At 63.5% G+C, this 23,235-nt stretch carries 14 protein-coding genes; 2 read left to right on the top strand and 12 right to left on the bottom strand.

The features are described from left to right. Nucleotides 1-10: 10 nt before the first annotated feature. The gene (locus AWB65_RS20320; RefSeq protein WP_087668851.1) at nucleotides 11-742 is read left to right on the top strand and encodes a maleate cis-trans isomerase family protein; all 732 of its coding nucleotides are present in this window, start codon (nucleotides 11-13) and stop codon (nucleotides 740-742) included. A gap of 124 nt (nucleotides 743-866) precedes the next feature. Here AWB65_RS20320 and AWB65_RS20315 read toward each other — a convergent pair whose 3' ends face one another. From AWB65_RS20315 to AWB65_RS20285, 6 genes are all read right to left on the bottom strand, one after another. After that, nucleotides 867-1,613, bottom strand: a complete 747-nt coding sequence (locus AWB65_RS20315) for an SDR family NAD(P)-dependent oxidoreductase (RefSeq protein WP_087668850.1) — start codon at nucleotides 1,611-1,613, stop codon at nucleotides 867-869. After that, the gene (locus AWB65_RS20310) at nucleotides 1,583-1,978 is read right to left on the bottom strand and encodes a cupin domain-containing protein (RefSeq protein WP_235007704.1); all 396 of its coding nucleotides are present in this window, start codon (nucleotides 1,976-1,978) and stop codon (nucleotides 1,583-1,585) included. The genes AWB65_RS20315 and AWB65_RS20310 overlap by 31 nt, the downstream gene beginning before the upstream one ends. 105 nt (nucleotides 1,979-2,083) lie before the next feature. After that, a complete protein-coding gene (locus AWB65_RS20305; RefSeq protein ID WP_087668849.1) occupies nucleotides 2,084-2,698 on the bottom strand; it encodes a hypothetical protein in 615 nt (204 codons plus the stop codon). Between the two features lie 277 nt (nucleotides 2,699-2,975). Further along, nucleotides 2,976-4,154, bottom strand: coding sequence for an MFS transporter (locus tag AWB65_RS20300; RefSeq protein WP_235007703.1), 1,179 nt, complete (start codon nucleotides 4,152-4,154; stop codon nucleotides 2,976-2,978). Between the two features lie 1,112 nt (nucleotides 4,155-5,266). Continuing rightward, entirely contained in the window at nucleotides 5,267-5,893 is a 627-nt protein-coding gene (locus AWB65_RS20290; protein ID WP_159907715.1) for a 4'-phosphopantetheinyl transferase family protein, read from the bottom strand. 79 nt (nucleotides 5,894-5,972) lie between these two features. Further along, complete coding sequence (locus AWB65_RS20285) at nucleotides 5,973-6,563, bottom strand: RNA polymerase sigma factor (RefSeq protein ID WP_235007702.1); 591 nt, start codon at nucleotides 6,561-6,563, stop codon at nucleotides 5,973-5,975. 57 nt (nucleotides 6,564-6,620) lie between these two features. Between AWB65_RS20285 and AWB65_RS20280 the strand changes: the two genes are divergently transcribed. Continuing rightward, on the top strand, nucleotides 6,621-6,833 hold the full coding sequence (locus AWB65_RS20280) for a YgaP family membrane protein (protein WP_087668845.1): 213 nt from the start codon (nucleotides 6,621-6,623) through the stop codon (nucleotides 6,831-6,833). Between the two features lie 37 nt (nucleotides 6,834-6,870). On the opposite strand, the gene AWB65_RS20275 is transcribed toward AWB65_RS20280, so the two are convergent. Genes AWB65_RS20275 through AWB65_RS20250 form a run of 6 tightly spaced genes read right to left on the bottom strand, consistent with a single transcriptional unit; the run spans nucleotide 6,871 to nucleotide 23,055 of the window. Next, nucleotides 6,871-8,328, bottom strand: coding sequence for an efflux transporter outer membrane subunit (locus AWB65_RS20275; RefSeq protein WP_200821751.1), 1,458 nt, complete (start codon nucleotides 8,326-8,328; stop codon nucleotides 6,871-6,873). Next, entirely contained in the window at nucleotides 8,325-9,908 is a 1,584-nt protein-coding gene (locus AWB65_RS20270) for a DHA2 family efflux MFS transporter permease subunit (protein ID WP_087668844.1), read from the bottom strand. Before AWB65_RS20270 ends, AWB65_RS20275 begins: the two co-directional genes overlap by 4 nt. Further along, on the bottom strand, nucleotides 9,905-11,497 hold the full coding sequence (locus AWB65_RS20265) for an HlyD family secretion protein (protein ID WP_087668843.1): 1,593 nt from the start codon (nucleotides 11,495-11,497) through the stop codon (nucleotides 9,905-9,907). Before AWB65_RS20265 ends, AWB65_RS20270 begins: the two co-directional genes overlap by 4 nt. After that, on the bottom strand, nucleotides 11,490-12,806 hold the full coding sequence (locus AWB65_RS20260) for an NAD(P)-binding domain-containing protein (protein WP_087668842.1): 1,317 nt from the start codon (nucleotides 12,804-12,806) through the stop codon (nucleotides 11,490-11,492). Before AWB65_RS20260 ends, AWB65_RS20265 begins: the two co-directional genes overlap by 8 nt. Continuing rightward, the gene (locus tag AWB65_RS20255) at nucleotides 12,803-16,828 is read right to left on the bottom strand and encodes a non-ribosomal peptide synthetase (RefSeq protein WP_087668841.1); all 4,026 of its coding nucleotides are present in this window, start codon (nucleotides 16,826-16,828) and stop codon (nucleotides 12,803-12,805) included. Before AWB65_RS20255 ends, AWB65_RS20260 begins: the two co-directional genes overlap by 4 nt. Nucleotides 16,829-16,830: 2 nt before the next feature. After that, nucleotides 16,831-23,055: a type I polyketide synthase gene (locus AWB65_RS20250; protein ID WP_087668840.1), complete on the bottom strand. Its 6,225-nt coding sequence runs from the start codon at nucleotides 23,053-23,055 to the stop codon at nucleotides 16,831-16,833. Between the last annotated feature and the right edge of the window lie 180 nt (nucleotides 23,056-23,235).

Raw genomic sequence — 23,235 nt, 5'->3', positions numbered from 1 at the left:
AGGCGCTGCCATGCGAAGCAAACGAATCAGGCTGGGCATTCTCACGCCCTCCTCCAACACGGCGCTCGAACCGATTACCTCGGCGATGCTCGGCGCGTTGCCGCATGTCAGTGCGCATTTCGCGCGTTTCAAGGTGACGGAAATCAGTCTGTCCGAGCAGGCGCTCGGGCAATTCGACGCGACGCGAATCCTGGAGGCGGCGCGCCAGCTCGCCGACGCGCGGGTGGATGTCATCGCGTGGAGCGGCACGTCGGCGGGCTGGCTCGGGTTCGAGCGCGATGAGGCACTGTGCCGTCAACTGACCGAGGCGACCGGCATTCCCGCGACCACGTCGGTACTGGCGCTCAACGAGATTCTGGCGAAAACGGGTGTCGAGCGCCTTGCTCTGGTGTCGCCCTATACCGACGACGTTCAGGCGCTGATCGTGCGCAACTACGCGAGGCTCGGCATCGAATGCGTCGCTGAACGGCATTTGGACATGCGCGACAACTTCAGCTTTGCCGAAGTTCCGGATGCGTTGTTGGCGAACATGATGCACGAGACCGTCACCGCCAGGCCCGACGCGGTGACGACGTTTTGCACGAATTTGCATGCAGCCCATCTGGCGCACGCTTTCGAAGCCGCGACGGATATCCCCGCTTATGACACTGTGGCGACCGTCGTCTGGAAGGCGCTGCGAATGCTCGACATCGATACCGCGCCGCTGGCGAGCTGGGGCAGCCTGTTCGAGAAGCTGGGGTGAGTGTTCGGCAGGCAAGCCTCTCGCAAACGATCGTGGACTGGGTCGCAGCGTTTAATCGACACCGGAAGCGAAGGTTCCTGATACGGGAGCAAGGCTACCCCCGAAAGTTTTGCGCGAGCACAATTTAAAATGGACTGATGCCTGACATGCCGCCGTCTACTGCAAGATCAGCGCCGGTCATATACCGCGATGCATCCGACGCTAGAAAAAGAATGGCTGCAGCAATTTCATCGGGGTGAGCCGGCCGCTTCATCGGAATGGCATTCGACCATTGCAGCAGTTGCGCTTCGGATATTCCCAATGTATCGAAGATCGGCGTATTCGCAACCCCGGGTGAAATGCTGTTGACGCGTATGTCGTCCTCGACGAATTCGGCGGCAAAGCTCTTTGCGAGCGAAACCACAGCTGCCTTCGACGCGCAATATGCCGAGAAATTCTTCGTGCCTTGATTGGCCGCAAGCGACGCAACAAGGATGATCGATGCAGGGCGACCGAGAAACGGCAGCGACTCGCGCACAGTCGCGTAGACTGCGCCAACATTGTCGTTGAGCACGCTGGAGAATTGCTCCCACGACGTCTCGCGCACGGGTGTTTGCCGGGAAACTCCGGCATTCGCGACCACCACAGTTACGTTGCATTGAAAATGGTCTACTGCGGTCTTGTATAGCCGATGCATGTCTTCCGGACTTGTGGCGTCTGCGACGACTCCCAAAACGTTCTCGCCAAGCTTCTCCGCGGCCTGGCCTAGTCTGTCCGGATTGCGCCCGCTGATCACCACGCGTGCGCCTTCGGACATAAACCGTTCGGCGGTTGCGAACCCAATGCCGCTGCTGCCGCCTGTCACGACAGCCAAAGCATGCTCGAGTAGCATTGCCTCATCCTCGCAAGTTGACGACTAATGCGCGGCCTGCCTGGATCGCGCGTCGTATGGCCTGTACCGTTCAGATCACCTGCAACGAAAACGGCGCCCGCCGCAAAGCGTTGCGCGGCGTCACCGCGTTTCACAGCAATTTCAAGCTCCCCCGCGAGGACAATGACATATTGCCTGGACGGTGGATTGTGCCAACCGAGGAAATAGTCACCGTCGAACTCGTGCAGGAGCTCGCTCTCGCATGCCTGCGGCGATGACAAAGACACGGCGACGCCATTGAAAGATACTGGACTGACCTCAAACGCATGGATGTGCCTGAATTGCGAGTGTCCGTCATCGCCGGTGTATATCTCGATGCATTCCATCGTTTCTCCTTTTTGTTACCGAACAAACGGGGGACTCGGCAATCTCGGAACAATTTCTAGGAAAGAGCTCGATTTCAATTTCAGACACTGCAGAGTGAGGAAACGTCACTTCGCGTAGTATTCGTGAGCGTACGCGTCGACAACCAGCGGGCTGCCTCCATACTGCTCGCAAAAATCTCGAATGCGGGATTGCTGCGCTTTGTACGACGCATCGATTTCGTCAGCCGTGCCGGTCGAAATGTAACGTTTCTCGTCGGGGAAAATCTCCTTGAGAAGGCTTTGAGCGCGCTCATTCAGAACGGTATGTCCATACTGGCGCACGGCCTGATGCAGGCGCGGCCATCGGTTATTGTCCGTGCGCCGAAAAAATCTGACGCCCGAGTCAACCATCAGCAGGACCGCATGACGTGACGGTGCTTCCAGGCCACGCGCGGCCCAGGAAGCCGTGATGTCGTCGATCAACGAGTCGTGAAAGACTTCGAAGCCTTCGGGCGTATTGATGGCGTCCAGCTCGAAATCATCACTTTTGACTCGTTTCACCAGGCGCCCGACCCAGCCCTCATACACGTCCTTGGCGGTGGCCGTCGATTTGATGGGCAACTCACGCCAACCCGGCTTGTCGATGCCGCCAAACGCCTCCTCCGGATGCGTCGCCAACCAGTTTTCGCCTCGCGGAACATAAGTCTCGTACTGGTCAGCAATCTTTTTATTGATCGTCATTGCGGCTCCCCTTCTAATCAAATCATTTGCGCAAATCCGCGACGCGTGCCGGTCGGTGGTCCGGTCGGGCCGACACTGCCGTCATCACCGCTATCGTGAACAGTTCTGTACCAACCGAGTTGAGCGAACTGCCGTGTTTACGCTCCTGCATCCGGCCGAGTGCGGCTTCTCTTTCTACTCGTCAATATTAACGGTTTTAGCCGCTTGCGCGCGCGAGTTCGCGACAGAGGCCAACCCGATAGATTCGACGGTACCCTCCGACCCCTCCTGATCCTTCTCAACTCGATTGCTTACCGACCACCGACGTGCGCGTGGACAATCGGAGCGCGTGTCTTGCGCTGAGCGCCAGCAATGCGCAAGACAGCGCATTGAACAGGAAGAGCCCACTCGGCCCGATGAGCGTCATCAGCGCGGACGCCAGCGTCGGCCCGGTCATTCCGCCGAGAGAAAAGAGCACCAGCAACATTGCCGAAACGCCGACTCGCAGGTGCGACTCCGTACGGTCCTGTACGTGTGACACGATAAGCCCGTACTGCGTGAACGTCACAGCAACATAGGCCAGTGTGGCGCACCATGTGACGATGCGAAAGTCGAAGCAGAACAACACGAGGCTGAGTACCGCCGAGACTGACGCTGTCCAAAGAACCAGACGCCGTCGATCGATGCGGTCGGAAAGGCGCCCCATCGGAAACTGCGGCAACAGGGCGCCAATCAGCGCGACCCCCATGAAAGTCGCGAGCTCCTCCGTCGTGAATCCGGAGCGTTGAAGATAAACAGGCATCAGCGCATAGAAGTTGCTGTAAATGAAGCCGGCAAGAATGCAGCCCGGTATCCCGAGAGGCGCAAGGGCCATCATTTCTCGAAGACTCTCCCCCCAGGTCCGCGCAGGTACGCGATCAAGATTTGTGTCGTTGACCTTCACCGGCCAGCCTTCCATCAGCGTGACCGGCAGCACTGCCGCAGCAAAAAGGGCCGCGGCGATCGAAAACTGCTGCGCCCCGGACCCCGCCCCGACATTCAGCAGAAACTGGCCGCTGCCCACTGCGAGGTAGTTGATGGCCGCGTAGAGGCCGAACACCTGGCCGCGCTTTTCGTTCTCGACCGTGCCGTTGAGCCAGCTTTCGACGGAGGTGTACAACCCCATGAACGCGACGCCCGTAAGAAGGCGCACGCCGCCCAGGACCCACGGCGACTCCGCTGCGCTGAAAGCGAGTGCAAGAATCGACGCTGCCGCCGAGAACGCGACGAACGTCCGATGCTGACCAATGCGATCGATAAGGCGCCGATTGACTACTGCTCCCAATATGAAGCCCGCGTAATAGCTCGATTGGATGAGACCGGTGACGAACGTCGAATAGCCCGCTTGAAGAATGCGCAAGGGGATCAGCGTCTGGAACAGCCCGTTGCCCGCCACGAGCAGCGCGAGACCAAACAGAAGACCGGCCAGTGCGCGCACCGCGCCTGGCGCGCCGGCGCGCCCGTGGTGGCCGGGATTGGCCGCTGCCGAATCCGGCCACGGCGGCGTTTTGCGCCCGAGTAGCGCCGCTTCGTTCAGCGGACCGGTGCGCCCGACTGCCGAAGCGTCGTGCTCCTCGCTTATCTCGCTTCCGTAAATCCCGCTTTCGCGGGTTTCGCCCTCGCGCGCGGGATGGTTTGCGCTGGCGCTCGCTTTCTGGTCTTCGAGATGTGACATGACACCCTTTGGGTTTGCTCAAGCCACGCCATGATGACAGAAGCTGGATTGCGTGATCGGCCCCACCACCGTCTGCTTGTCATCCCGTCGCGCCCGCTTCCAGGGATGAGACGAACCGAAGCACGCTATCGGCTCGACTGGGAGACACCCGTTGGCGGGTTTATCGCGTACACAGGCAGCGGCTCGTTCCGATACCAAAAGAGCGCCTTTGGGACGTCTCCGGAAATATCTGTCGCCGCACGAATCACGCGCAGAGCGTCGCGAAGGAATCGTCCTGACGGTGACCGACAGTAAATAGTTTGTCTCAGGGCTAAATTCCGCTCGATTTCTTCCGATGACCAGGTATATCGCGGAAAACAGTGCCGCGAGTGACAGCGCCAAAAGCGCTCTAACCCGGTAGAGGAAATCATGGATATAAGTCAGATGGCTGCACAGTGCAGAGACCTACAGGCGCGAGCCGCGGCCGCAGAATTATCTCGACGCGATGTAGAAACGGCCGGAATGCTTCGCGCCGAAGCAACTGGCATTGAAAAACAACTTAGGGCTGCCGGTTACGATCTGCACTCGCTCGTGGTGCTTTAAGCATGTGCGGGCGCTCGTAAGCATGTGCGGCTCGCCAGATTCCCCCACGTTTGTCCATCGATTGGAGTATCCGCAGTGGAGTTCCGTTTCTGGGTCTGCCGGCGCGGCGCGCCTGCGATCGCCCTCGTAGTTGCGCGCCTGACTATGGGCTGCGAGGACCGCTTTCACGGTCAAACGGTCACTCCTGCTTCGGGTTGATTTGAAAGCAGCAAGGCACCGCCCTGGGCGTCCTCAAGGGTGGGTTCGTCGCGGTCGGCAATGTGCCCGCCACCGACGACGCGTTCACGCAGGCCTCACAGCAACGCTGCCACAGAATAAATCTCGCGGTCGGGCCCAACGAAGGATTGCACTTCGACCACATGTTGCAGGCGCAGCGCCGCGAACGAAACGATCCAGCGCCCGGCGCACAACCCTGTTTCCAATGCTGAACTCGACAATGCCAGACCGGAGCCGGTTGCCTTGAGGCACGCCTCCTTCCGGGTCCAGCCTCGGAGAAAGGCATTGTTCATGTCTCCCTTTGGCACCCTGGAAAATTCTTCGCGTTCGCGTGGAGAAAAATGAACGCGCGCCATCTCCAACGCGTAAGCAAACTCTCGCGGGCACTCGATGTCGATGCCGACTTCGCCATTGCGGGAGACAACGACAAGTGCGACGTCTTCGCAGTGACTGAGATTGAAATGGATTCCAAATCGGGCATCGATCCGTGGCTTGCCGAATGGACCATAACTCATGACGATATCGCGGGGAGCCAGGCCTGTTTCCATCGCCAGGATTGCTCGCAACGCCACGCGCGCCGCAAGGTAGCGCCGCGCGTGCACCTCATAGACGAAGCGCTGCGCTTTCGCGAGTTCGGAGCTTGCCAGCTGATCCAGTTCAGCCGCCGAGGGTCGTTCCTGCAGCGAAGCTTTCCACACCTGCATGCACCCTTCCATGCAAGGCGCAAGGCGCGTAATGCGGGTCGGGCGGGACGTCAGCATGTGATTTTTGAACGCGACCGCGTCAACTCGCATCGCTTACATGATATTGCCCCGCTGATAACCGCTCTCGCATGAGACTGCGCGCCCGGTGCAGCCGGCTCTTGGCTGCCTCCACCGTGATGCCCAGTTGAGCCGCGGCCTCGGGAGCAGTCCATTCGTTGACGTCGCGCATGATGAGGATCTCGCTGTACGCCGGCGGCAGCGCGGCAATGGCGGCGATGAGATCCTGGCGTAGTTCATCGCGCGCGTGGGCTGCCGGCAGCGATGCTTCGAGTTGCTCGTCGATCGGCTGCGTGTTCTTGAGCGCTCTGAAGGTGCGGAAACATTCGCGTTCAATGATGCGAAAAATCCATGCGGCGAATGCCGACACCGTACGAAGGCCGCCGATGTTCCTGTGCATCTTCCACAAGGCCACCTGAACGGCGTCTTCGGCGTCTTCGCTGGTGGCGCACACTCTTCGCGCAAAGCGCTTGAGGTCCGGCCGCGAGTGCGTAAGCAGCTGATCGAGTGCCGATGAATCACCCTTGCATGCGGCTTCGACTACTACAGGATCTATCTTCATGCCGGACCTCGCAGGCCTGGAAAAATATTTGAATCCTTTTGGCTTCGACACGGCTCTTGCATAGGTGGGCTTCGTCCACCAAACCCTATCGACCCGAAAGGAACGTGTATGTCTACCTTCTTTTTTCAAAAGAACCTGCCGGTGTGGGAGCGCTCCCTGCGGACCATCGTGGGCCTGGCCGTCGTGGTCGGAGCGTTCCTCGTGCCGTTGGAACCGTGGCTCAAATGGGCACTGGCGGCCTCGGGCGCCTCATTCGTCGCAATGGGCTTCATCGGCTTTTGTCCGATGTGCGCCATGGCGGGCCGCAAGCTGAAGAGCTGAACGAGCCCGCGCATTCGCGTCGTGAGGCGGGCATCTCTCAACGGTACGACTGGGCGGCCGAGACGGCCTCGTCCGCCTTCCAGCCGCCTCCGACGGCACGCACCAGTTGAACGCTCGACACCAGCGATTGCGAGCGGTTCTGCAGCATCGCCCTTTCGATCGAGAGGATCGTGCGTTGCGATTCCAGCACGTCGAAGTAGTTGCCCAGGCCTTTGTCGAAGCGGAACCTGGCGACCACCTCGGCGCGACGGGCAGCGTCCAGAGCCTTTTGCCGCTGTTCGAGCGCCGCTTCGTTCGAGGAGACCTCCGTCAGCGCGTCGTCGACTTCCTTGAGCGCCAGGAGCAGCTTGCTCTTGTGCGCCGCCACGGCCTCCTGGTAGCGTGCATCCGCCGCGGCCAGATTCGCCTTGTTCCTGCCGCCATCGAAAATCGGAAGCGAAATGGCGAGCGGCCCGAACGAGAATTGCTGCCCGTTCGTCAGATTGCGAAGCTCCATCGACGCGAAGCCGAAATTGCCCGTCAGCTTGATGGTGGGATAGAACGCGGTCTCGGCGATGTTCCTGTCGGCGATGGTGGCACGGATGTTCTGAGCGGTCGCAGCCAGGTCCGGGCGACGCGCGAGTATGTCCGCCGGCACGCCGGGCGCCATCCTCGGCGGCGCGGGCAGCAGGAAATCGCGCTTGGCGTCCGCGAAGGCAGGCGGCACCGAGAAAGACGCGATCGGGCTCCCGGTCAAGGTCGCCAGGCTGTGCTCGTTGAGGTCACGCCGCTTGCGGGCTTCCTCAAGTTCCGCCGCGGCGGTCGCGACATCGGAGCGCGCCCGGGCCAGTTCCAGTTCTCCAATCAGGCCGCCCTTGTACTGCGACGCCATCACCTGCTCGGTTTCGGAGCGGGTCTGCCGGAATGCCTGCAGGATCGCCAGGTCGAGTTCCGCCGAGCGCATTTGCCAATAGAACTGGACCACCTCGGCGCAGAGGATGAGCATGTAGGAGTCGACTTCGATCTTCGCGAGTTCGACCTTGGTGTTGGCCACCGTGACGGCGTTGGCCACGCGCCCCCAGACGTCCGGTTCCCAGGCCACCGAGGCTCCGACCGCATACTCCCTGCCCTTGATGGACTGCTGTCCCAGCGCCTCGCCAAACGGCGTGAACTGCGACGTGTGCGAGTAGCTGAATCCCGCGTTGGCGTCGACGCGCGGCAGGAAGCCAGCCGACGTGCCCTTGACCTCCTCGCGCGCCGCCCGCAACCTCGCAAATGCGACATCGAGGTTGGGGTTGTTGTGCAGCGTCGTCTCGACCAGGCTGTTCAGGACGTCGTCGTGGTAAACCTTCCACCATTCGCCTTGTACGGAAGCGGCTGCCGGGTCGCCGCCCTTGAAGCGCGCGGGCGTCACGACGGGTCCCTCGATCGGCGTCAACGGGCCCGTGGCGCAACCGGCCTGCAGCAGCAGGACGAAGCAGAGCGGAAGCCAGCGTCTTTTGTTGCTTGCCATCATTTCCCCCCTCCCGCAACAACCCGGTCCGACAGCCAGAGGACCGCGATGGAAGCAGCCAGAACAAGGCTCAACACGAAAAAACAGTCGTTGTACGCCATGACGAACGATTCGCGTCTGACGAGTCTCGCGATTGTCGCAAGCGCCTGGTCGCCTACGCCGGCTGCGTCGCCGGCGTCGCGCGAGAAAGCGGACGACAACAGATCGACACGGGACATGACGCCGTCGGAGAACGCGGTCACCGATTCGCCCAGCCGCACCGAGTGGTACTTTTCGCGCAGCGTGAGCAGGGTCGCCAGGATGGCGGTGCCGACCGCGCCCCCCAGGATTCTCGACATGTTGAAGAGACTCGAGGCGGAGGACATGTTGTGCATTTCCATCCTGACCGTGGCGAAATTGGACAGGGTCAGCACGATCATCGGCTGGCCGAGGCCTCTCAAAACCTGCGAGGCGATCAACTGGTCGCTCATCGTGTCCGCCGTCATGGTGGTGTTCATGAACGATGACATCGCGAAGAGCACCAGGCCCACCGAGCAGATAAGCCGGTTGTCATAGACCTTCGAGAGCCTGGCGACGATGGGCATCATCACCAACTGGGGCAGGCCCATCCACATGATCACCATTCCGATCTGCCGGGAGTTGTAACCCGCAATCTGCGCGAGAAACAGCGGCAACAGGAACGTGGAGCCGTAGAGCGCCATGCCGGTCGTGGCGCCCACGACGGAAGACACACCGAAATTGCGGCGCCCGAACAGCCCGAGGTTCACGAAGGGATTCTTCCGCGACAGCATGAGGAAGATCCATAGGCTCAGGTTCACGAGCGCCGATACGAAGAAGAATTGAACGAAGCGCGAATCGAACCAGTCCCGGGTGTTGCCCTCCTCCAGGAAGATGATGAGCGACACGAGTCCCGTGGCCATGGTCGCGATGGCCAGCCAGTCCGCCTGCTGGAGGATTTGCGGCTTGCTCGCGCCGCGGTCCAGCCCATACGCGAGACCGAGCACCATCAGGACACCCGGCGCCCAGTTGATGAAGAAGATCGAAGGCCAGCCATAGAGATCCGTCAGGATGCCGCCGATCGTCGGGCCGAGCGTCGGCGCGAGCGTGGTGGAGAGCATCATCCAGGCGAGGCCCGTCATGCGCTTCTGTGGCGGCAGCCGCGTCAGCAGCAGGGTCATGGCCATCGGGATCAGGCCACCGCCGGCCAGCCCCTGCAGCATCCGGAACACGATCATGCTCTGGAGGTTCCATGCGAAGCCGCACAAGGTCGAGAAGATCACGAAAAGAACCGAGTTGGCCAGCATGTAGTTGCGCAAGCCGAAAACGGTCATGAAGAAAGTCGTCAACGGGATTACCGTCACCTCGGCCGCCAGATACGCGGTCGACATCCACGAGCCCTCATCCTGCGTCGCGGACAAGGACCCGAAAATTTCCTTCAGCGAGGCATTCGTGATCTGGATGTCCAGGATGGACATGAAGACGCCGAGGATCGCGGCCGCGACCGCTATCCAGGTGCGCCGAAGCGCTGCGTCCGGGGTCTCTGGAGACGCGGAGGCTGGCCTGTCGATGGCGTCAGGCTTCATAGGCCACCCGGGCGCAGGCTGTGCTCCACGACCGGGACATCGGTGCGAACGTATCCGCGCCGCTCGGCTTGCGGCCGCGTCGCATCCCGGGACGATTCAGTTGCCCGGCCGGCGCTCGCGCCGGACTGGTGGCTCCAGCCCCTTTCGAGCACCCGCTTTTCCATCTCGTCGTCTGTCTCGGTCTTCGGTGCCGTCTCGGCCTTTTGGGCCTTCCTGGCAACAACCGTGGCCGGACGGGCGGCGCTCGCGCTGGCTGGCCGTGACCATCCCGTTGCGAGCACCCGTTTTTCCATCTCGTCTGCGGTCTCAGCACGCGTGGCCATGACTGGTGCCATAGGCGCGCTCGTTACCGCGGACAGCCGCGCAGCAGGATGCGCAGCAGGCACAGCGTCTTGAGACTGGGCGTGCGGAGCCTGCCGCTCAGGTGGAGACTTTGCGGTTCTGACGCCGGCGGCCCCTTGCGTCTGCCGCAGATCGATTTCCACCAGGGCGGACATGCCCGGCATGAGTTGATCCTTGAAGGCTCCGACGGACTCAGGATCGAGGACGATCTTGACTGGCACGCGCTGGACGATCTTGGTGAAATTGCCGGTGGCGTTGTCCGGTGGAAGCAAGGCGAAATGAGCACCCGAGGCGGGCGAGAAACTGTCGATACGGCCGACGAAGGTGTGCCCGGGAACGGCGTCGATACGAACCTGAACCCGTTGTCCTTGAGCCAGGCCGGCAAGCTGGGTTTCCTTGAAGTTCGCATTGATCCACACGCTGTCCTGCACGATGGCCAGCACCTGCTGGCCGGACTGGATGCGCGACCCGACTTCCACGTTCTTTTTCCCGATCCGGCCGCTCACGGGCGCATAGATCCTGTTGTAGCCGAGGTTCTGCCGGGCTTCCTGCAAATGGGCGAGCAGGACGTCCCGGTGTGCGAGCAGGGTGGACCTGGACGCGGCGAGCGACGATTGCTTGGCCAGAGCGGCGGTCGCCTGATCCTTCTGCGCGCGCAGTTCCGACGCCGCCACCTCGTTCGCGGCGTTCGCGTTGTCCAGCTCCTGCTTCGACACGGCCTTGATGTTGTCGGTGTACGCCGACTCATAGCGCGAAGCGTCCGCGCGGGCGCGGCGCGCCTGCGCCTCGGCCCGCGCCACCTGAGCGCGGGCCGACGCGGATTCGGCGGCCGACTGCTGCACTTGCGCTTCGACCTGCTTGATGTGAGCGTCGACTTCGCTGAGTTCCGCTAACGCCTGCTGGACCTTGATCTCGTGGTCCGCCTCATCGAGTTCCAGCAGCAGGTCGCCGGCGTTCACCCGCTGGTTGTCACGGACGAACACCACGCGTACCGTGCCCGACACGCGCGGTGAAACGAGCGTGACATCGCCGTCGAGGAAGGCGTTTTCCGTCTCCTGGTAATAGTGGGCATGCCACCACATGCGCCCCGCGACGAGCGCCGCGCCGACGAGGATCGCCCCGATGATCCAGCGTTTCTTCCGCGAGGTCCGTCGTTCGGCGGGCGCAGCGGGCGCGGCGGGCGCGGCCGGTGCCGCGGTTTCGGTGGAAGGGAGGACGAGCGTTGCCGCAGCATGGTTCTCAGCCATCTTGGCCTCCCATCGCGCATTCGAGTGACGGGTCGATGCGCCGGTCCTGATAACCGGCGGATGGCGCAAGAGCCAGGATGTGGGAAACCACGTGAGCCGCGTCGGCGCCCGCGCCGCTCAGAAGACCCGAGCGCTGCTTGTGCAACCACGGCAGGCCGACGAAATACAGGCCCCGCTGCTGCGTCACCCCGCGTGTTTGAACGGGGTAGCCGTCTTCGTCGAAGACCGGAAACTTCACCAGACTGAAGTCGAAGCCATATCCCGTTGCCCAGACGACCGTGTTGATCCCGTGCCGGTCGAGGTCGAGTTCCGCGACCTGCGCGCACGAATATCCGTCCTGCCAATCCGGCACGGCTTCGCGCTCGCACGTCAGCTGGTGCGACTCGATATAGCTGTCGATCCTTTGCAGGAACGCCTTTTCGAATTTGTCCGCGATCGCGAGGTTTCGATGCAGGTCGGGTGCAAGCCGGAGCGTGTTGTCGCTCACGTCGGTCAGGCTGCCGAGGAGAGTCATGCCGTCGCGATGGAACCGGTGCAGGTTGATGTCCCTGCCATCCGACCGGCCGATGATGTGCGGACTTCCCGCGAATTTCATCTTGGGCGATGGAAGCTGGTCAACCGTCTGGTCCGACAGGCCGAGCAGGTCGAGCCACTCCGAGCTGTCCTTGCCGCGATACCGGCGTGGCGCGCGGCCGGACTTCCCCACGCACAGGAACACCTCGTGCCCACTCCTGCGGATCTCGTCGGCAATCTGGCAGCCCGACTGGGAACTGCCTACGACGAGCACCGCGCCGCGCCCCAGCATGCCGGGGTTCCGGTATTCGCTCGAATGCATCTGCCGCACGCGTGGCGGCATCTTCTCCGAGAAAGACGGAATGCGCGGTGTCTGGAACAGGCCCGTGGCCATCACCACATGCCTTGCGCGAAACACACCGGCGCTGGTGCCGATCTCGAAGCCGGCGTCGGAACCCGCCCGGACCGAGTGGACTCGCGTGTTGTACCGGACCGGCAGCCGGTACTTTTGCACGTATTCCTGGAAGCGGGCGGCGATCTCCAGGCGCGGCATGAATCCGTCGGGATCGTCGCCGTCGTATTCCGCGCCGGGAATGCGGACGGTCCAGTTGGGCGTCACCAGCGTGAAGGAATCCCACCGGTGATCAATCCACCGGTGGGCGGGCCGGCTGGCGCTCTCGATCACGAGATGCTCGACGCCATGCAGTCGAAGATGGTAGCTCGCGGCCAGTCCGGCTTGTCCCGCCCCGACGACGAGCGTGTCGATGGTACTTGGGGATGTGGAGGAAACAGTCATGCGAGGCTCCCGCACCCGAGGACGTGCGCCATGATCCGGCGCAGGCTGTCGCCACGGGCGATCGAAAAATGTGTTTCGTCGAGATGAACCTGCCGCGTTGCACCGAGGCTAACGGCAGGGGCGGAAAACGGTACGAGGAACGGGAAACTCGATTGCCTCGTCGCCTTGAACTCAAGCGGCACGACGCTCGTGGTCCCGGGCCGATGCTGGATCAGCGCATCGAAGTTCGCCTTGTGTTCGGCGAGCAACGCCTCGAGATCGGAGACGGATAAGCGGTTGGTCCCGCTTTCGTCCAGCACGGAGCGCAGCGCAGCGATCCCTTGTGAAAGGGGCAGCGTGGCGAGCGCTTCGAGATCCTGCGAGAGCTGCTGTGTCTGCAGCAAGTCTCTCGCGAAAGTCCTCAGGAGGTCGGCGCCGGCAAGCGCCGCGCCCTCCTTCAGCGCGAGTTCGCCGACCCAGCTGTCGATCATGGTCAGGCCGGCCGGGATCACGCCGGCGCTTTCCAGCAGGCCGGCCATCTCGTGTGCGATGACGCCGCCCATCGACCATCCGAACAGATGAACCCGGGCTGCCGCAGGCAGATGCGGCGCCAGTTCCCGTACATAGCTGGCAGCCATGTCGGCAACCGTGCGGGCGCCACCGTCGCCTCGCGACTGGATGCCGATGATGTCCGTGTGCTGCGGCACGAGCTCCGGCAGTTCCCGGTAACACAGGACGTTGCCGCCGACAGGGTGAACGGCGACCAGAACGTCCTGCGGTTCTGCTCGTATCGCCGCACGGCGGATGATCACGACGGCGTCGCGGGCCGAGTTCTTGCCAGGCTTGCGCGAGGGCGCCTGCACCGCCAGTTCGGCGATCAGCCGGGCCTGTGTGGCGATCGTGCCCTGGCGCAGCAAAGACGCGAGCGACAGGGTCTGCCCGAGAGTGGACTCGATCGCGTTGAGCAGCCGCACTGCCATCAGCGAACTGCCGCCAAGGGCGAAGAAATCGTCATCGACGCCCGGCTGTTCGATACCGAGCAGCTCTTCCCACAGCGACGACAGCGCGGCCTCGGTCTCGTCGCGCGGCAGGATCTTCTCCGTGCCCGCGCGCTGCAGCGCGGACGCCTGCTCCTGAAGGACGGCGCGATCGATCTTCCCGTTGGCGGTCACCGGCATCTGGTCGATCTCGACCAGCAGGCCCGGCACCATGTAATGAGGCAGCAGGTCGCCGAGGTGTTGGCGGATCGAGGCTTCGATGGCCGCGCCCTCCTTGGCCGCGAGCGGATCGCGCACGAAGAATGCCAGCAACTGCGGCCGGTTGTGCTCGCCGACGCTCCTCACCAGCGACGCCGCGCTGCGCACGCCGGGGCACCGCTCGAGCATCGCATCGACCTCGCCCAGCTCGATACGGTGCCCGAAAATCTTGACCTGAGTGTCGCTGCGCCCCAGGAATTCGAGACGGCCATCGGCCTGATAGCGGCCGAGATCGCCTGTGCGGTAGAGGCGTTCCCCGGTGGCGGGATGCGTAATGAAGCTGGCACCGGTCCGCTCGGGATCCCTGTAATAGCTCTGCGCGAGGCCGATGCCGCCGATGTACAGGTTTCCGGTGGCCCAGGCGGGCTGCGGCTGCAAGGCGTCGTCCAGCACGTGGAAGCTCTGGTTCGACAGCGGCCAGCCGTAGGGAATGCTGCGCCATTTCGGGTCGACGTGGCCGATGACGAAATAGTTCGACCAGATCGACGCTTCCGTGGCGCCGCCGAGACCGACGAGGGCGGCGCGCGGCGCGACACACGCCACGCGGCCCGGCAAGGACACCGGTATCCAGTCGCCGCTCAGCATGATGAGCCGCAATTTCGACAAGACCTCCGGCGCGCGGGCGACGGAATATTCGAGCTGCATTTCCAGCAGGGCCGGCACGCTGTTCCAGACGGTGACGCCGTGCTGCTCGATACTTTGCGCCCAGTCGGCAGGCGACGGACTGCTGCTGTGAGGCGGCAGTACCAAGGTCGCTCCGCAGCCCAGCGTCGCGAAAATGTCGTAGACGGACAGGTCGAAATTGAACGCGGAGAGGCCGAGGACGCGGTCGCGGTCGTCCAGGCCGAATCGCGCGATGACATCCTGGAGGGTGTTGACCGCCCCGCGATGAGTGATCGCCACCCCCTTGGGCTGGCCGGTCGAACCCGACGTGAAGATGACGTAGGCGAGGTCGTCGGGACCCTGAACGCTGGCCAGGGCGACGGGCATGGCCGGCGCTTCGTCCGGCAACGCGTCCTCGAGCACCCGCAACGGGACGCCCTCGGGCGCGCGCAGGGTCGCGACGGCATCGCGCTCGCACAGCACGACCTTCACGCCGGGCTGGTCGATCAGCCATTGTTTGCGCGACAGTGGCAGGTCGTAGGCCACGGGAAGGTACGCCGCGCCGGCCTGCACGGTGCTCATCGCGGCCGCCACCTGTCGCCAGCCCCGGCGAGCGACAATGGCAACCAGATCGTTGCGAGCCACGCCCCACTGGCGCATTTCGCTCGCCAGCCCCGTGGTCCGGCACAGCAATTCGGCGTAGTCGATGCGCCTGTCGGGCGCGACGATGGCCGTCTGCGCCGGATGCTTGCGGCAGGCTTCGATGAAAAAGTCGTGCAGCAGGCCATCAGGCAATGGTCGCGCGGTGTCGTTCGCCGTGTGACGGGCCGCGAGCGAGGGCGGTTGCAGGGTGGGCGAGCAGGAGGCGGGATCGCCGCACCTTAAAATCTGTTGCAGACAACTCTGGTACGTGGCGAACATGTCCTCGATCACGCCGGGCAGGAAGACGCCATCGACATAGTCCCAGTTCAGGACCATAGCGCCCTCCTCCATGTAGGCCTGATGATCCAGCCAGACCTGTGGCGTGTGCATGCTGCCCTCGCCGCGTAGCCAGCCCAGTTCGGACGGTGCTGCCATCGAGCCTTTCTCCAGGCCGAGGGTGCTGGCGAACACCACAGGCATGGCTGGCAGAACCGACGCCGGCCGGTTCATCTGCCGGATCACGTCGACGCCGGACACGTGGCGGTGCTCGATCTCGCGGAACAACTGCTTTTGCAAGGCGGCAGCCCGTTCGCGAAAACCGCCTTCGGCCGCTGGCACTTCCAGCAGCAAGGTATTGCTGAAGTTGCCGATAACCCGGTCGAATCGAGGGTCGTTGGCCGGACGTCCGGATATCAGCAGGTTGAGCGTGAACGACGGACTGCGCGACCAACGCCGCAGAACGTCCGCGAACACGGTGCACAGCACCGCGTTGAGCGTCGCGCCGAGCATCCTGGCCCGTAGCGCGAACTGCTGGACCTCCCCCGGCTCCAGCCGGACCTGACGACGGCGGAAAATCGATTTGTGGGGAATCTCCCCGTGCTCGCGTATCGGCAGGTCCGGCGCCGGGGGCAGCGTCCCCAGCCGGCGGGTCCAGTAGTCGAGGGATTGCCGGTAGGCGAGGCCGAGCCTGGTCGCGTGCTGCTCCTCGACGTACTCGCGGAAGTCGGCTGCCGGTGCGTCGTGCGGCGCGTCGCCCCGGTAGAGGCGCGTCAAGTCGTGGAAGAACACGGCGAGCGAGCGCCCGTCCAGCGTGAGCAGGCGGAACAGGAAGTGGAGCCGGTAGCCGTCGTGGACATGGTCGACAACACAGACGAACTGGCAACCGCTGTCCATCTCCGGCAGATGCGCGTTGAGCGAGTCCTTCCAGCCGGCCACGCGTGCCTCTTGCTCCGCCACGCCGAGGTGCCGGATGTCGCGCACCGGAACCTGACAACGGGCGGGCATCGGCGCGATGGCCTGCGTGCCGTCCGGGAGGATGCGCGTGCGCAGGGCCGGATGCGTCGCCATCAACTGAAGCAGCGTTTGCTCGAGCTTTTGCAGGTCGAGCAGCGCGGCACGGTAGCCGCGATACAGGCAGGCCGCGGTGCCAAGGAGATAGCCGTTCTGCTCGCCGATCCAGTAGGCCTCCTGCATCGGTGTCAGCGGATACGCTTTGCGCTGGACGCCATCGTTGGAGAGGCACGCGAAATCTTGTCGATACATGGTCAGACCTCCTCCGCAGTATCGATGCTCGACCCCTGAACCTCGCCCGCATCGAGAAAGCGGGACAGTTTTTCCAGACTGGGGTAATGCTCGAAGATTTGCGGCACCGTCAGCTTCACGCCGTGCTGCCGGCTGACAGCGTGCGTGAACTCCATCAGGACGATCGAATCGACACCCAGCTCGATGAACGTCGCCTGGGGATCGACGCGGGCCGCATCGACGTGAATCAGCTTGCCGAGCAGCCGGCTCAGCGCATCCGTGGTGCCGAGACTGGAGTCCGCGGCTGATTCGTGCATCGGGGCTGGCGACGGCGCGCTCAGCGGCGTGAGCGACTCGACCGCCTCCTGTGTGACGACGCTGGAAGCCACGGCGCCGCCCTCCTCTGCACTGCAAGCCAGCAGGAGATGCTGTGGCCACGCCTGCGAAGAGTGGCCCACGCCGGGCACCGCGCTGAAGCCTTCGAAGCCGGCTGCGAGCAAGCAGGCGCGCCACTCGTCGACGGACATGAAAGGCAGATTGCGCGCCTTGCGCCGGTCCTGGTAGTGGCCAAAGCTCTCGATGTGCGCCAGTGTCAGCATCTGGATCGGCGTGTTGACGGTGCCCTCGATGAGCATCAGTGCGCCCCCCGGCACCAGGAGCCTGCGCAACTGATGCAGCGTCTCGTCGATGTGCTTGGCGGCATGAATGGCGTTCGCCGCCAGGATCAGGTCGAAGGAGGCCGGTTCGTAGCCTTGCTCGGCAAAACCCTTGTTGATGTCGAACAAGCCGTACTCGATGAACGGCAAGCCGGCAAAGCGCGCCTTGGCGCGGTCCGTGAAGAAGTGCGAGACATCCGTGAAGTGATAGACCACGCCCGTGGCAGGCAGCACTTTGAGAAGCGCCGCGCTGGTGCCGCCAGTGCCGGCGCCCAGCTCCAGGATGCGCATCGGGCGGCGCTGGCGCGTTGCATGGCGGCCGACCATCGCCCGGAGCGCCTCGACCGCGATGTGGTTCTGCATCCGCGACACCGGGTTGAGCTGGTACAGCGCGTCGGCCACTTTCGATTCGCCGTCCGGGAACAGAAGGTCCAGCGGATTCGTCGTGCCCGTGAGCAGCCCGGCCTGGCTGGTGGCGCACTCCTTTACGTAGTCGACGAGCGGCCGGTAGTCCTCGCTCGTGCTGATTTCCGGGAGAAGGCCGGCAACCTGCGTCTTCAGTTGCATCGCGTCGAAGGGCTCAGGGTTGCGGTACAACCCTTCGCCGACGTTCTGCAAATATCCGGCATTGCCGAGCGCCATCAGCCACTGCCCGAGAAGCGGCAGTCGACTCGCCTTGAGCGCGCACCGCTGAGCGATGTCCTGTGCGCACACGGTCTCTCCCGCCTGGCGGAACACGCCCAGTTCCGCCAGCGTGGCCGCCATGACCAGCGGACAAACCTCCACCATTCGCTTCCAGATGGCCTCGAACTTCGCAAGGGAGGACGACTCGACTGCCATGAAGCTGCCCAAGGCCGCTTCGCCGCATTGAACGACCTGCTCCCAGGCCGGGCGCGCGGCGACCGGCATGCTAGCCGAAGGCGCGGTCGCCGCGCGCTGTTTGAACCAATGAGGGACCTTCTCGAATTCGTAGCCCGGCAAGGACACGACCCTGCGTTCCTTTGCCGCCAGAAGCGGGCGCCAGTCGACCTCGTACCCGGCGCCGGCGATCTGCACGAGGCATTCGACCAGGTCCTCGTGATCGTGGCCGGTTTGGCGGAGCAGAGGCAGCCAGCGCGGCCCTGCGCCGTCCTGGCAAGCCTCGCCGATGCCGCACAGCACTGGCCGCGTGCCGATCTCGATGGCGAGCGCGACGTCCGCGCCGGACAACGCATGCAGCGAGTCGGCGAAGCGGACCGGTTCGCGCAGATGGCGCGCGAAATACTGCCCGGTGAGTTTCCTGCCCGGCGCCCAGATTTCGCCGGTCACGTTGGAAATGAATCCGCTGGAGGGAGTCTGGAATTCGATCGCCTCGGCGGCGTGGACCAAGGCAGGCATCACCGGCTCCATCAGGCGCGAGTGGTAAGGCCGTTCGACGCGAAGCTTGCGGTGCTCGATCGAGTGGCGCTCGTCGAGGTAGGCGCAGAACTGTGTCACCGCTTCGATTGAACCCGCCACCACGCAATGATGCTGGCCGTTGATCGCCGCGAGATCCACCGCGATTCCGCTCTGCAGGATAGTCCGGCTGATTGTCTCCTCGTCGGCGAAAACGGCGGCCATCGCACCCGGGGCGATCTGGTTCCCGCACAGGTCTCCGCGCACCGCGACCAGACCGAGCGCCGCTTCGACACTCATCGCCCCGCTGGTCACGAGCGCGGCGTATTCACCGAGGCTGTGACCGAGCGTTACGTCGGCCCGGATGCCGAGGGACGACAGCGTCTGCCCAAGCGCGTACTGCAGCGCGAAGTGCACGGGCTGCGCAAGCGAAGGGCGCGTGAGGTCGATGTCGGCCCGATGGCCGTAAAGCAAAGTCTCGAGCGTAAAACCGAGCTGGGGCGCGAGGATCGCGTCACAGCGGGCCAACGCTTCGCGGAAGGCCGGCAGCTGCTGGAAGAGTCCCCAGCCCGCGTCTTCCAAGGGAATGCCTTGCCCGGAGTAGACGAAGGCGATTCGCGGCGCGCGGCGGGAACCGTGTTCAGTGACGTTCAGGTCCGAGCCGTCAGCCAAGGCCCGCAGCTTCGCCGCGAGCCCAGCCGCGCTGTCGGCTGCGACAGCGAAGCGGGTGTCCTGCAACGCGCGGCGGCAAGTACTCGTGTAGACGAAATCAAGCCAGTCGCGCTCCGGCAGCGACTCCAGATGTGCAGCAAAACGGGCGGCCAGGCGACGCAACGCCGGTTTGTCCCGTGCGCTCATGACGAAGGGCAGGACGGGCGAAGGTTGCTTCTCCACGAAGGTTTGATCGCTGCCGTGGCTGTCGGGCGGCGCGCATTCGGCATCGCCCACCACCACACACGCGTTCGTGCCAGAAAAGCCGAATGCGTTTACCGATGCGTGACGCCGCGCTCCACGTTGGCGAGGCCACGCCACGCCGGTGCGGGGAATCGCGATTCGAGCTCCGAGATCGATCAGCGGATTGAGGTTCGAGAGGTTCCGCTGCACCGGAATCTGGCCGTGGTGCAGTGCCAACAGCGTCTTGATGATCCCCGCCATGCCGGCGGCCGCTTCGAGGTGGCCAACGTTGGCTTTGGCGGAGCCCAGATGGCACACGCGCTCGTCGCCGCTCCGACCCTGCGCCAGGACGCGCGACAAGGCGCGGCATTCGATGGGGTCGCCAAGCGGGGTGCCCGTGCCGTGCGCCTCGACGTACTGGAGCTCGGACGGGTCGAGTTTCGCTTTTGCGAGCGCGCTGAGCACGAGTGCCTCCTGCGCGCTGCCGCTTGGTGCAGTCAGGCCGTTGCTGCGGCCGTCCTGGTTCAACGTGCTGCCGACGATGGCGCCGTAGATGCGGTCACCGTCGGCGACCGCATCCTGATAGCGCTTGAGCACGAGCGCGCCGCAACCCTCGCTGCGCACGTAGCCGTTCGCCGACGCGTCGAACGTCTTGCATTGTCCGTCGGGCGCCAGCATGCCGGCCTTGATGAGCCCTTCATCCCATTCGCTCGCCAGAAGGACGTTGACCGCCCCGACGATGGCCATGCGGCATTCGGCATCTCGAAGGCTGCGGCAAGCGAGGTGAACGGCGGTAAGCGCCGACGAACAGGCGGTGTCCACGACGAAGGACGGCCCGTGCAAGTCGAGCTGATAGGCGATGCGGTTGGCGATGACCGCCAGCACCGATCCTTGACTGCTGTAGGCATCGAGCTCGGCTTGCGTCAGTTGCAGCAAGCCGTAGTCGAAGGCGGACGCACCGAAGAATACGCCCGTGTCGGTGCCGGCGATGGCATCGGGCTTGATGCCCGCGTCCTCGAGCGCATGCCATGCGACCTGCATTGCAATGCGTTGCTGGGGGTCCATGCAGGCAGCTTCGCGGTTCGTGATCGAGAAGAACGCGTTGTCGAACTCGATCAGGTCGTCGAGGAATCCTCCATGGCGCACCGTGCCGTCGCCATGCCGGCGTGAGGTGATGCCACTGCGGCCTTCCGAGAGCAAGTCCCAGTAGGCGGCGAGATTGCCCGCACCCGGAAAGCGGCACGCCATGCCGACGACCACCACGGAATCCGGGTCGCAGGACGCCAGGGCAGCAGTTTTCGCTTGTGGGCGTTCGCCCTCGATCCTGCGGCTCAGGTAATGAGCAAGTTGCCGGATGCTGGGATGGTCATAGAACTCGGTGGGAGAAACCTCGACGTTGAACCGGCTCGCGAGCTCGGTCGCCAGGCTGGCCGCATCGATCGAGCCCAGCCCGTACTCCGAGAACGGGCGATCGGCACGCACGCTCTGCTGCGATACCTGAGAGATTTCCGCAGCCCGACGCGTCAGGAATGCTTCCACTTCGACTGCGCTCGACGGGCACGCAGCCATCGGGGACTGGACTGGCGCCTTGGCGTCGGGGTCGATTTCCCACTTCGCGACGACCCGCAAGCCGCCCTCGAGAAACGCCCGCTTCGACTGGTTGCGCTGGATCTTGCCGCTCGACGTCTTGGCCGTGGTGCCTGGTTGTATCAAGACTATCGCGTACACCGGCAGGTCGAACGCGGCGCCCACTGCGCGGCGGATGGCGCCGAACATCTCGTCGTACGGTCCGCCCCGGTGGGCACGCGTGAGTTCCTGAACGACAACGATCCGCTCCTCGCCATCGCGCGTGACCGGGAAAACGGCGCAACCGCCTGGTGCAAAGCCAGGGTGCGCGCGCCCGATCTCACGCTCGGCGTCCTGCGGATAGTAATTGTCCCCATGCACGATGATGAGGTCCTTGATTCGGCCGGTTGTGAAGAGGTCGCCTTCGTTGACGAATCCCAAGTCACCGGTTCGCAGGAACTGCTGGCCGCCTCGATCGCCTGCCATGGTCGCGCCCATCGTCCGGGCGGTTTCGTCGGGCCTGTTCCAATAGCCGCTGGAAACGCTCCCGCTATGAACCCAGATCTCGCCGATTTCGTCCGGGGCGCATTCGGTCAGGCGTGCGGGATCGACGATCTTCACCGTGGTGCCGTTCAGCGCCTTGCCGCAGGCCACCATGTCGGCTGCCACTTCGCCCGCCTTGGCGAGCCGGACTTCGTTGCACAACAGCGCTTTGGCCGACAGCGACAGCGCGCGAACAGGCTCGTCCCATGTCTGGCATGTGACGAAGCACGTCGCCTCGGCCAGGCCATACCCCGCAGTCATTGCGTTGGATGGAAAGCCATAGCGGCCGAACTTCTCGTTGAATTTGCTCACGGTTTCGACGCTGACCGGTTCGGCAGCATTGAGTGCCATGCGCCAGGACGAAAGGTCCAGGCCTACGCAGTCATGTTCGGAGATCTTTTGACAGCAGTGCCCGTACATGAAGTTGGGGCCCATGCTGTGCGTGCCCTTGAAATCAGAGATCGCCTTCAGCCAGCGCAGCGGCGTCTGGGCGACGGCGACACCGGGCAACAGGCACGCCGATATCGACCGGTACATCGGGAACAGAATCCCGTAGAGAAGGCCGAGATCATGGAAATGTGGCACCCAGGAGATGATTCGGCTGGCGTCGTCATGGCCAAGCCCGTGGTCCCACTGAATCAGATTGTGCAGAATGTTCTGGTGGGACAGCATTACGCCCTTGGGCATGCCAGTCGAACCCGAGGTGTACTGAAGCACAGCGATCGCAGTCGGCGAAGGCATGTCGATGGCGCGGTCGGGAAAAGCGTCCCACCCTTCGAAAGTGTCGACCTCCAGCCACGTCAGATCACTCCATTTCGGGTTTTGCTCGACGAAGGCGCCCGCATTGCCGATGGTCTTGCCTACGCCAAGCACAATCGACGGCTGACAATCGTCCATGAGAACCGACAGGCGCTTGGCCTTGTTCGTATCGCCTGTCAGCGGGACAGGCGCCACGGGGACCGTCGTCACGTTCGCAATGAGGCACGCCAGGAAGGCCTCAACGAATTCCAGACCGGTGGGAAAAACCAGCAGAGCGCGCTTGCCCGACATGCCTTGCTGCTTCAGCCACTCAGCCAGTCCTTTAGCGCGTTGAAGCAGTTCGTAATGCGTCAATGTACGGTCCACGATCTCGCCATCACGCAAGTACGTGTAGGAAGCGGACGTGTCCGGTGTTGTATTGTCGATGAAAACTTCGAGCAAGGTGCGTCTGGTCATGACTTCTCTCCATACTTCAGCAATTCGTGTACGCGGCGTTTAACAGCTGCACTCGGCCCTTTGCCTTCGGCCCCGAAATCCTGGGCTTGCCGCCGCGGACCGGCGACATTGATCAACTCATTGCCTGGCATTCCCCTAACGCGATTCTGCTAACCATGCTTTTAGTCGGCGAGACCAGCT

Origin of the sequence: Caballeronia humi (assembly GCF_001544475.1) — a bacterium.
Lineage (GTDB): Bacteria > Pseudomonadota > Gammaproteobacteria > Burkholderiales > Burkholderiaceae > Caballeronia > Caballeronia humi.
The sequence above is the reverse complement of the archived record's forward strand: the minus strand, read 5'-3'. Positions and strand labels throughout refer to the sequence as shown.

What these genes read in the sequence shown, in the direction of transcription:
- AWB65_RS20320 (WP_087668851.1), top strand. Translation starts at nt 11, where the DNA reads ATGCGAAGCAAACGAATCAGGCTGGGCATTCTCACGCCCTCCTCCAAC.
- AWB65_RS20315 (WP_087668850.1), bottom strand. Translation starts at nt 1,613, where the DNA reads ATGCTACTCGAGCATGCTTTGGCTGTCGTGACAGGCGGCAGCAGCGGC.
- AWB65_RS20310 (WP_235007704.1), bottom strand. Translation starts at nt 1,978, where the DNA reads ATGGAATGCATCGAGATATACACCGGCGATGACGGACACTCGCAATTC.
- AWB65_RS20305 (WP_087668849.1), bottom strand. Translation starts at nt 2,698, where the DNA reads ATGACGATCAATAAAAAGATTGCTGACCAGTACGAGACTTATGTTCCG.
- AWB65_RS20290 (WP_159907715.1), bottom strand. Translation starts at nt 5,893, where the DNA reads ATGCAGGTGTGGAAAGCTTCGCTGCAGGAACGACCCTCGGCGGCTGAA.
- AWB65_RS20280 (WP_087668845.1), top strand. Translation starts at nt 6,621, where the DNA reads ATGTCTACCTTCTTTTTTCAAAAGAACCTGCCGGTGTGGGAGCGCTCC.
- AWB65_RS20275 (WP_200821751.1), bottom strand. Translation starts at nt 8,328, where the DNA reads ATGATGGCAAGCAACAAAAGACGCTGGCTTCCGCTCTGCTTCGTCCTG.
- AWB65_RS20270 (WP_087668844.1), bottom strand. Translation starts at nt 9,908, where the DNA reads ATGAAGCCTGACGCCATCGACAGGCCAGCCTCCGCGTCTCCAGAGACC.
- AWB65_RS20265 (WP_087668843.1), bottom strand. Translation starts at nt 11,497, where the DNA reads ATGGCTGAGAACCATGCTGCGGCAACGCTCGTCCTCCCTTCCACCGAA.
- AWB65_RS20260 (WP_087668842.1), bottom strand. Translation starts at nt 12,806, where the DNA reads ATGACTGTTTCCTCCACATCCCCAAGTACCATCGACACGCTCGTCGTC.
- AWB65_RS20255 (WP_087668841.1), bottom strand. Translation starts at nt 16,828, where the DNA reads ATGTATCGACAAGATTTCGCGTGCCTCTCCAACGATGGCGTCCAGCGC.
- AWB65_RS20250 (WP_087668840.1), bottom strand. Translation starts at nt 23,055, where the DNA reads ATGACCAGACGCACCTTGCTCGAAGTTTTCATCGACAATACAACACCG.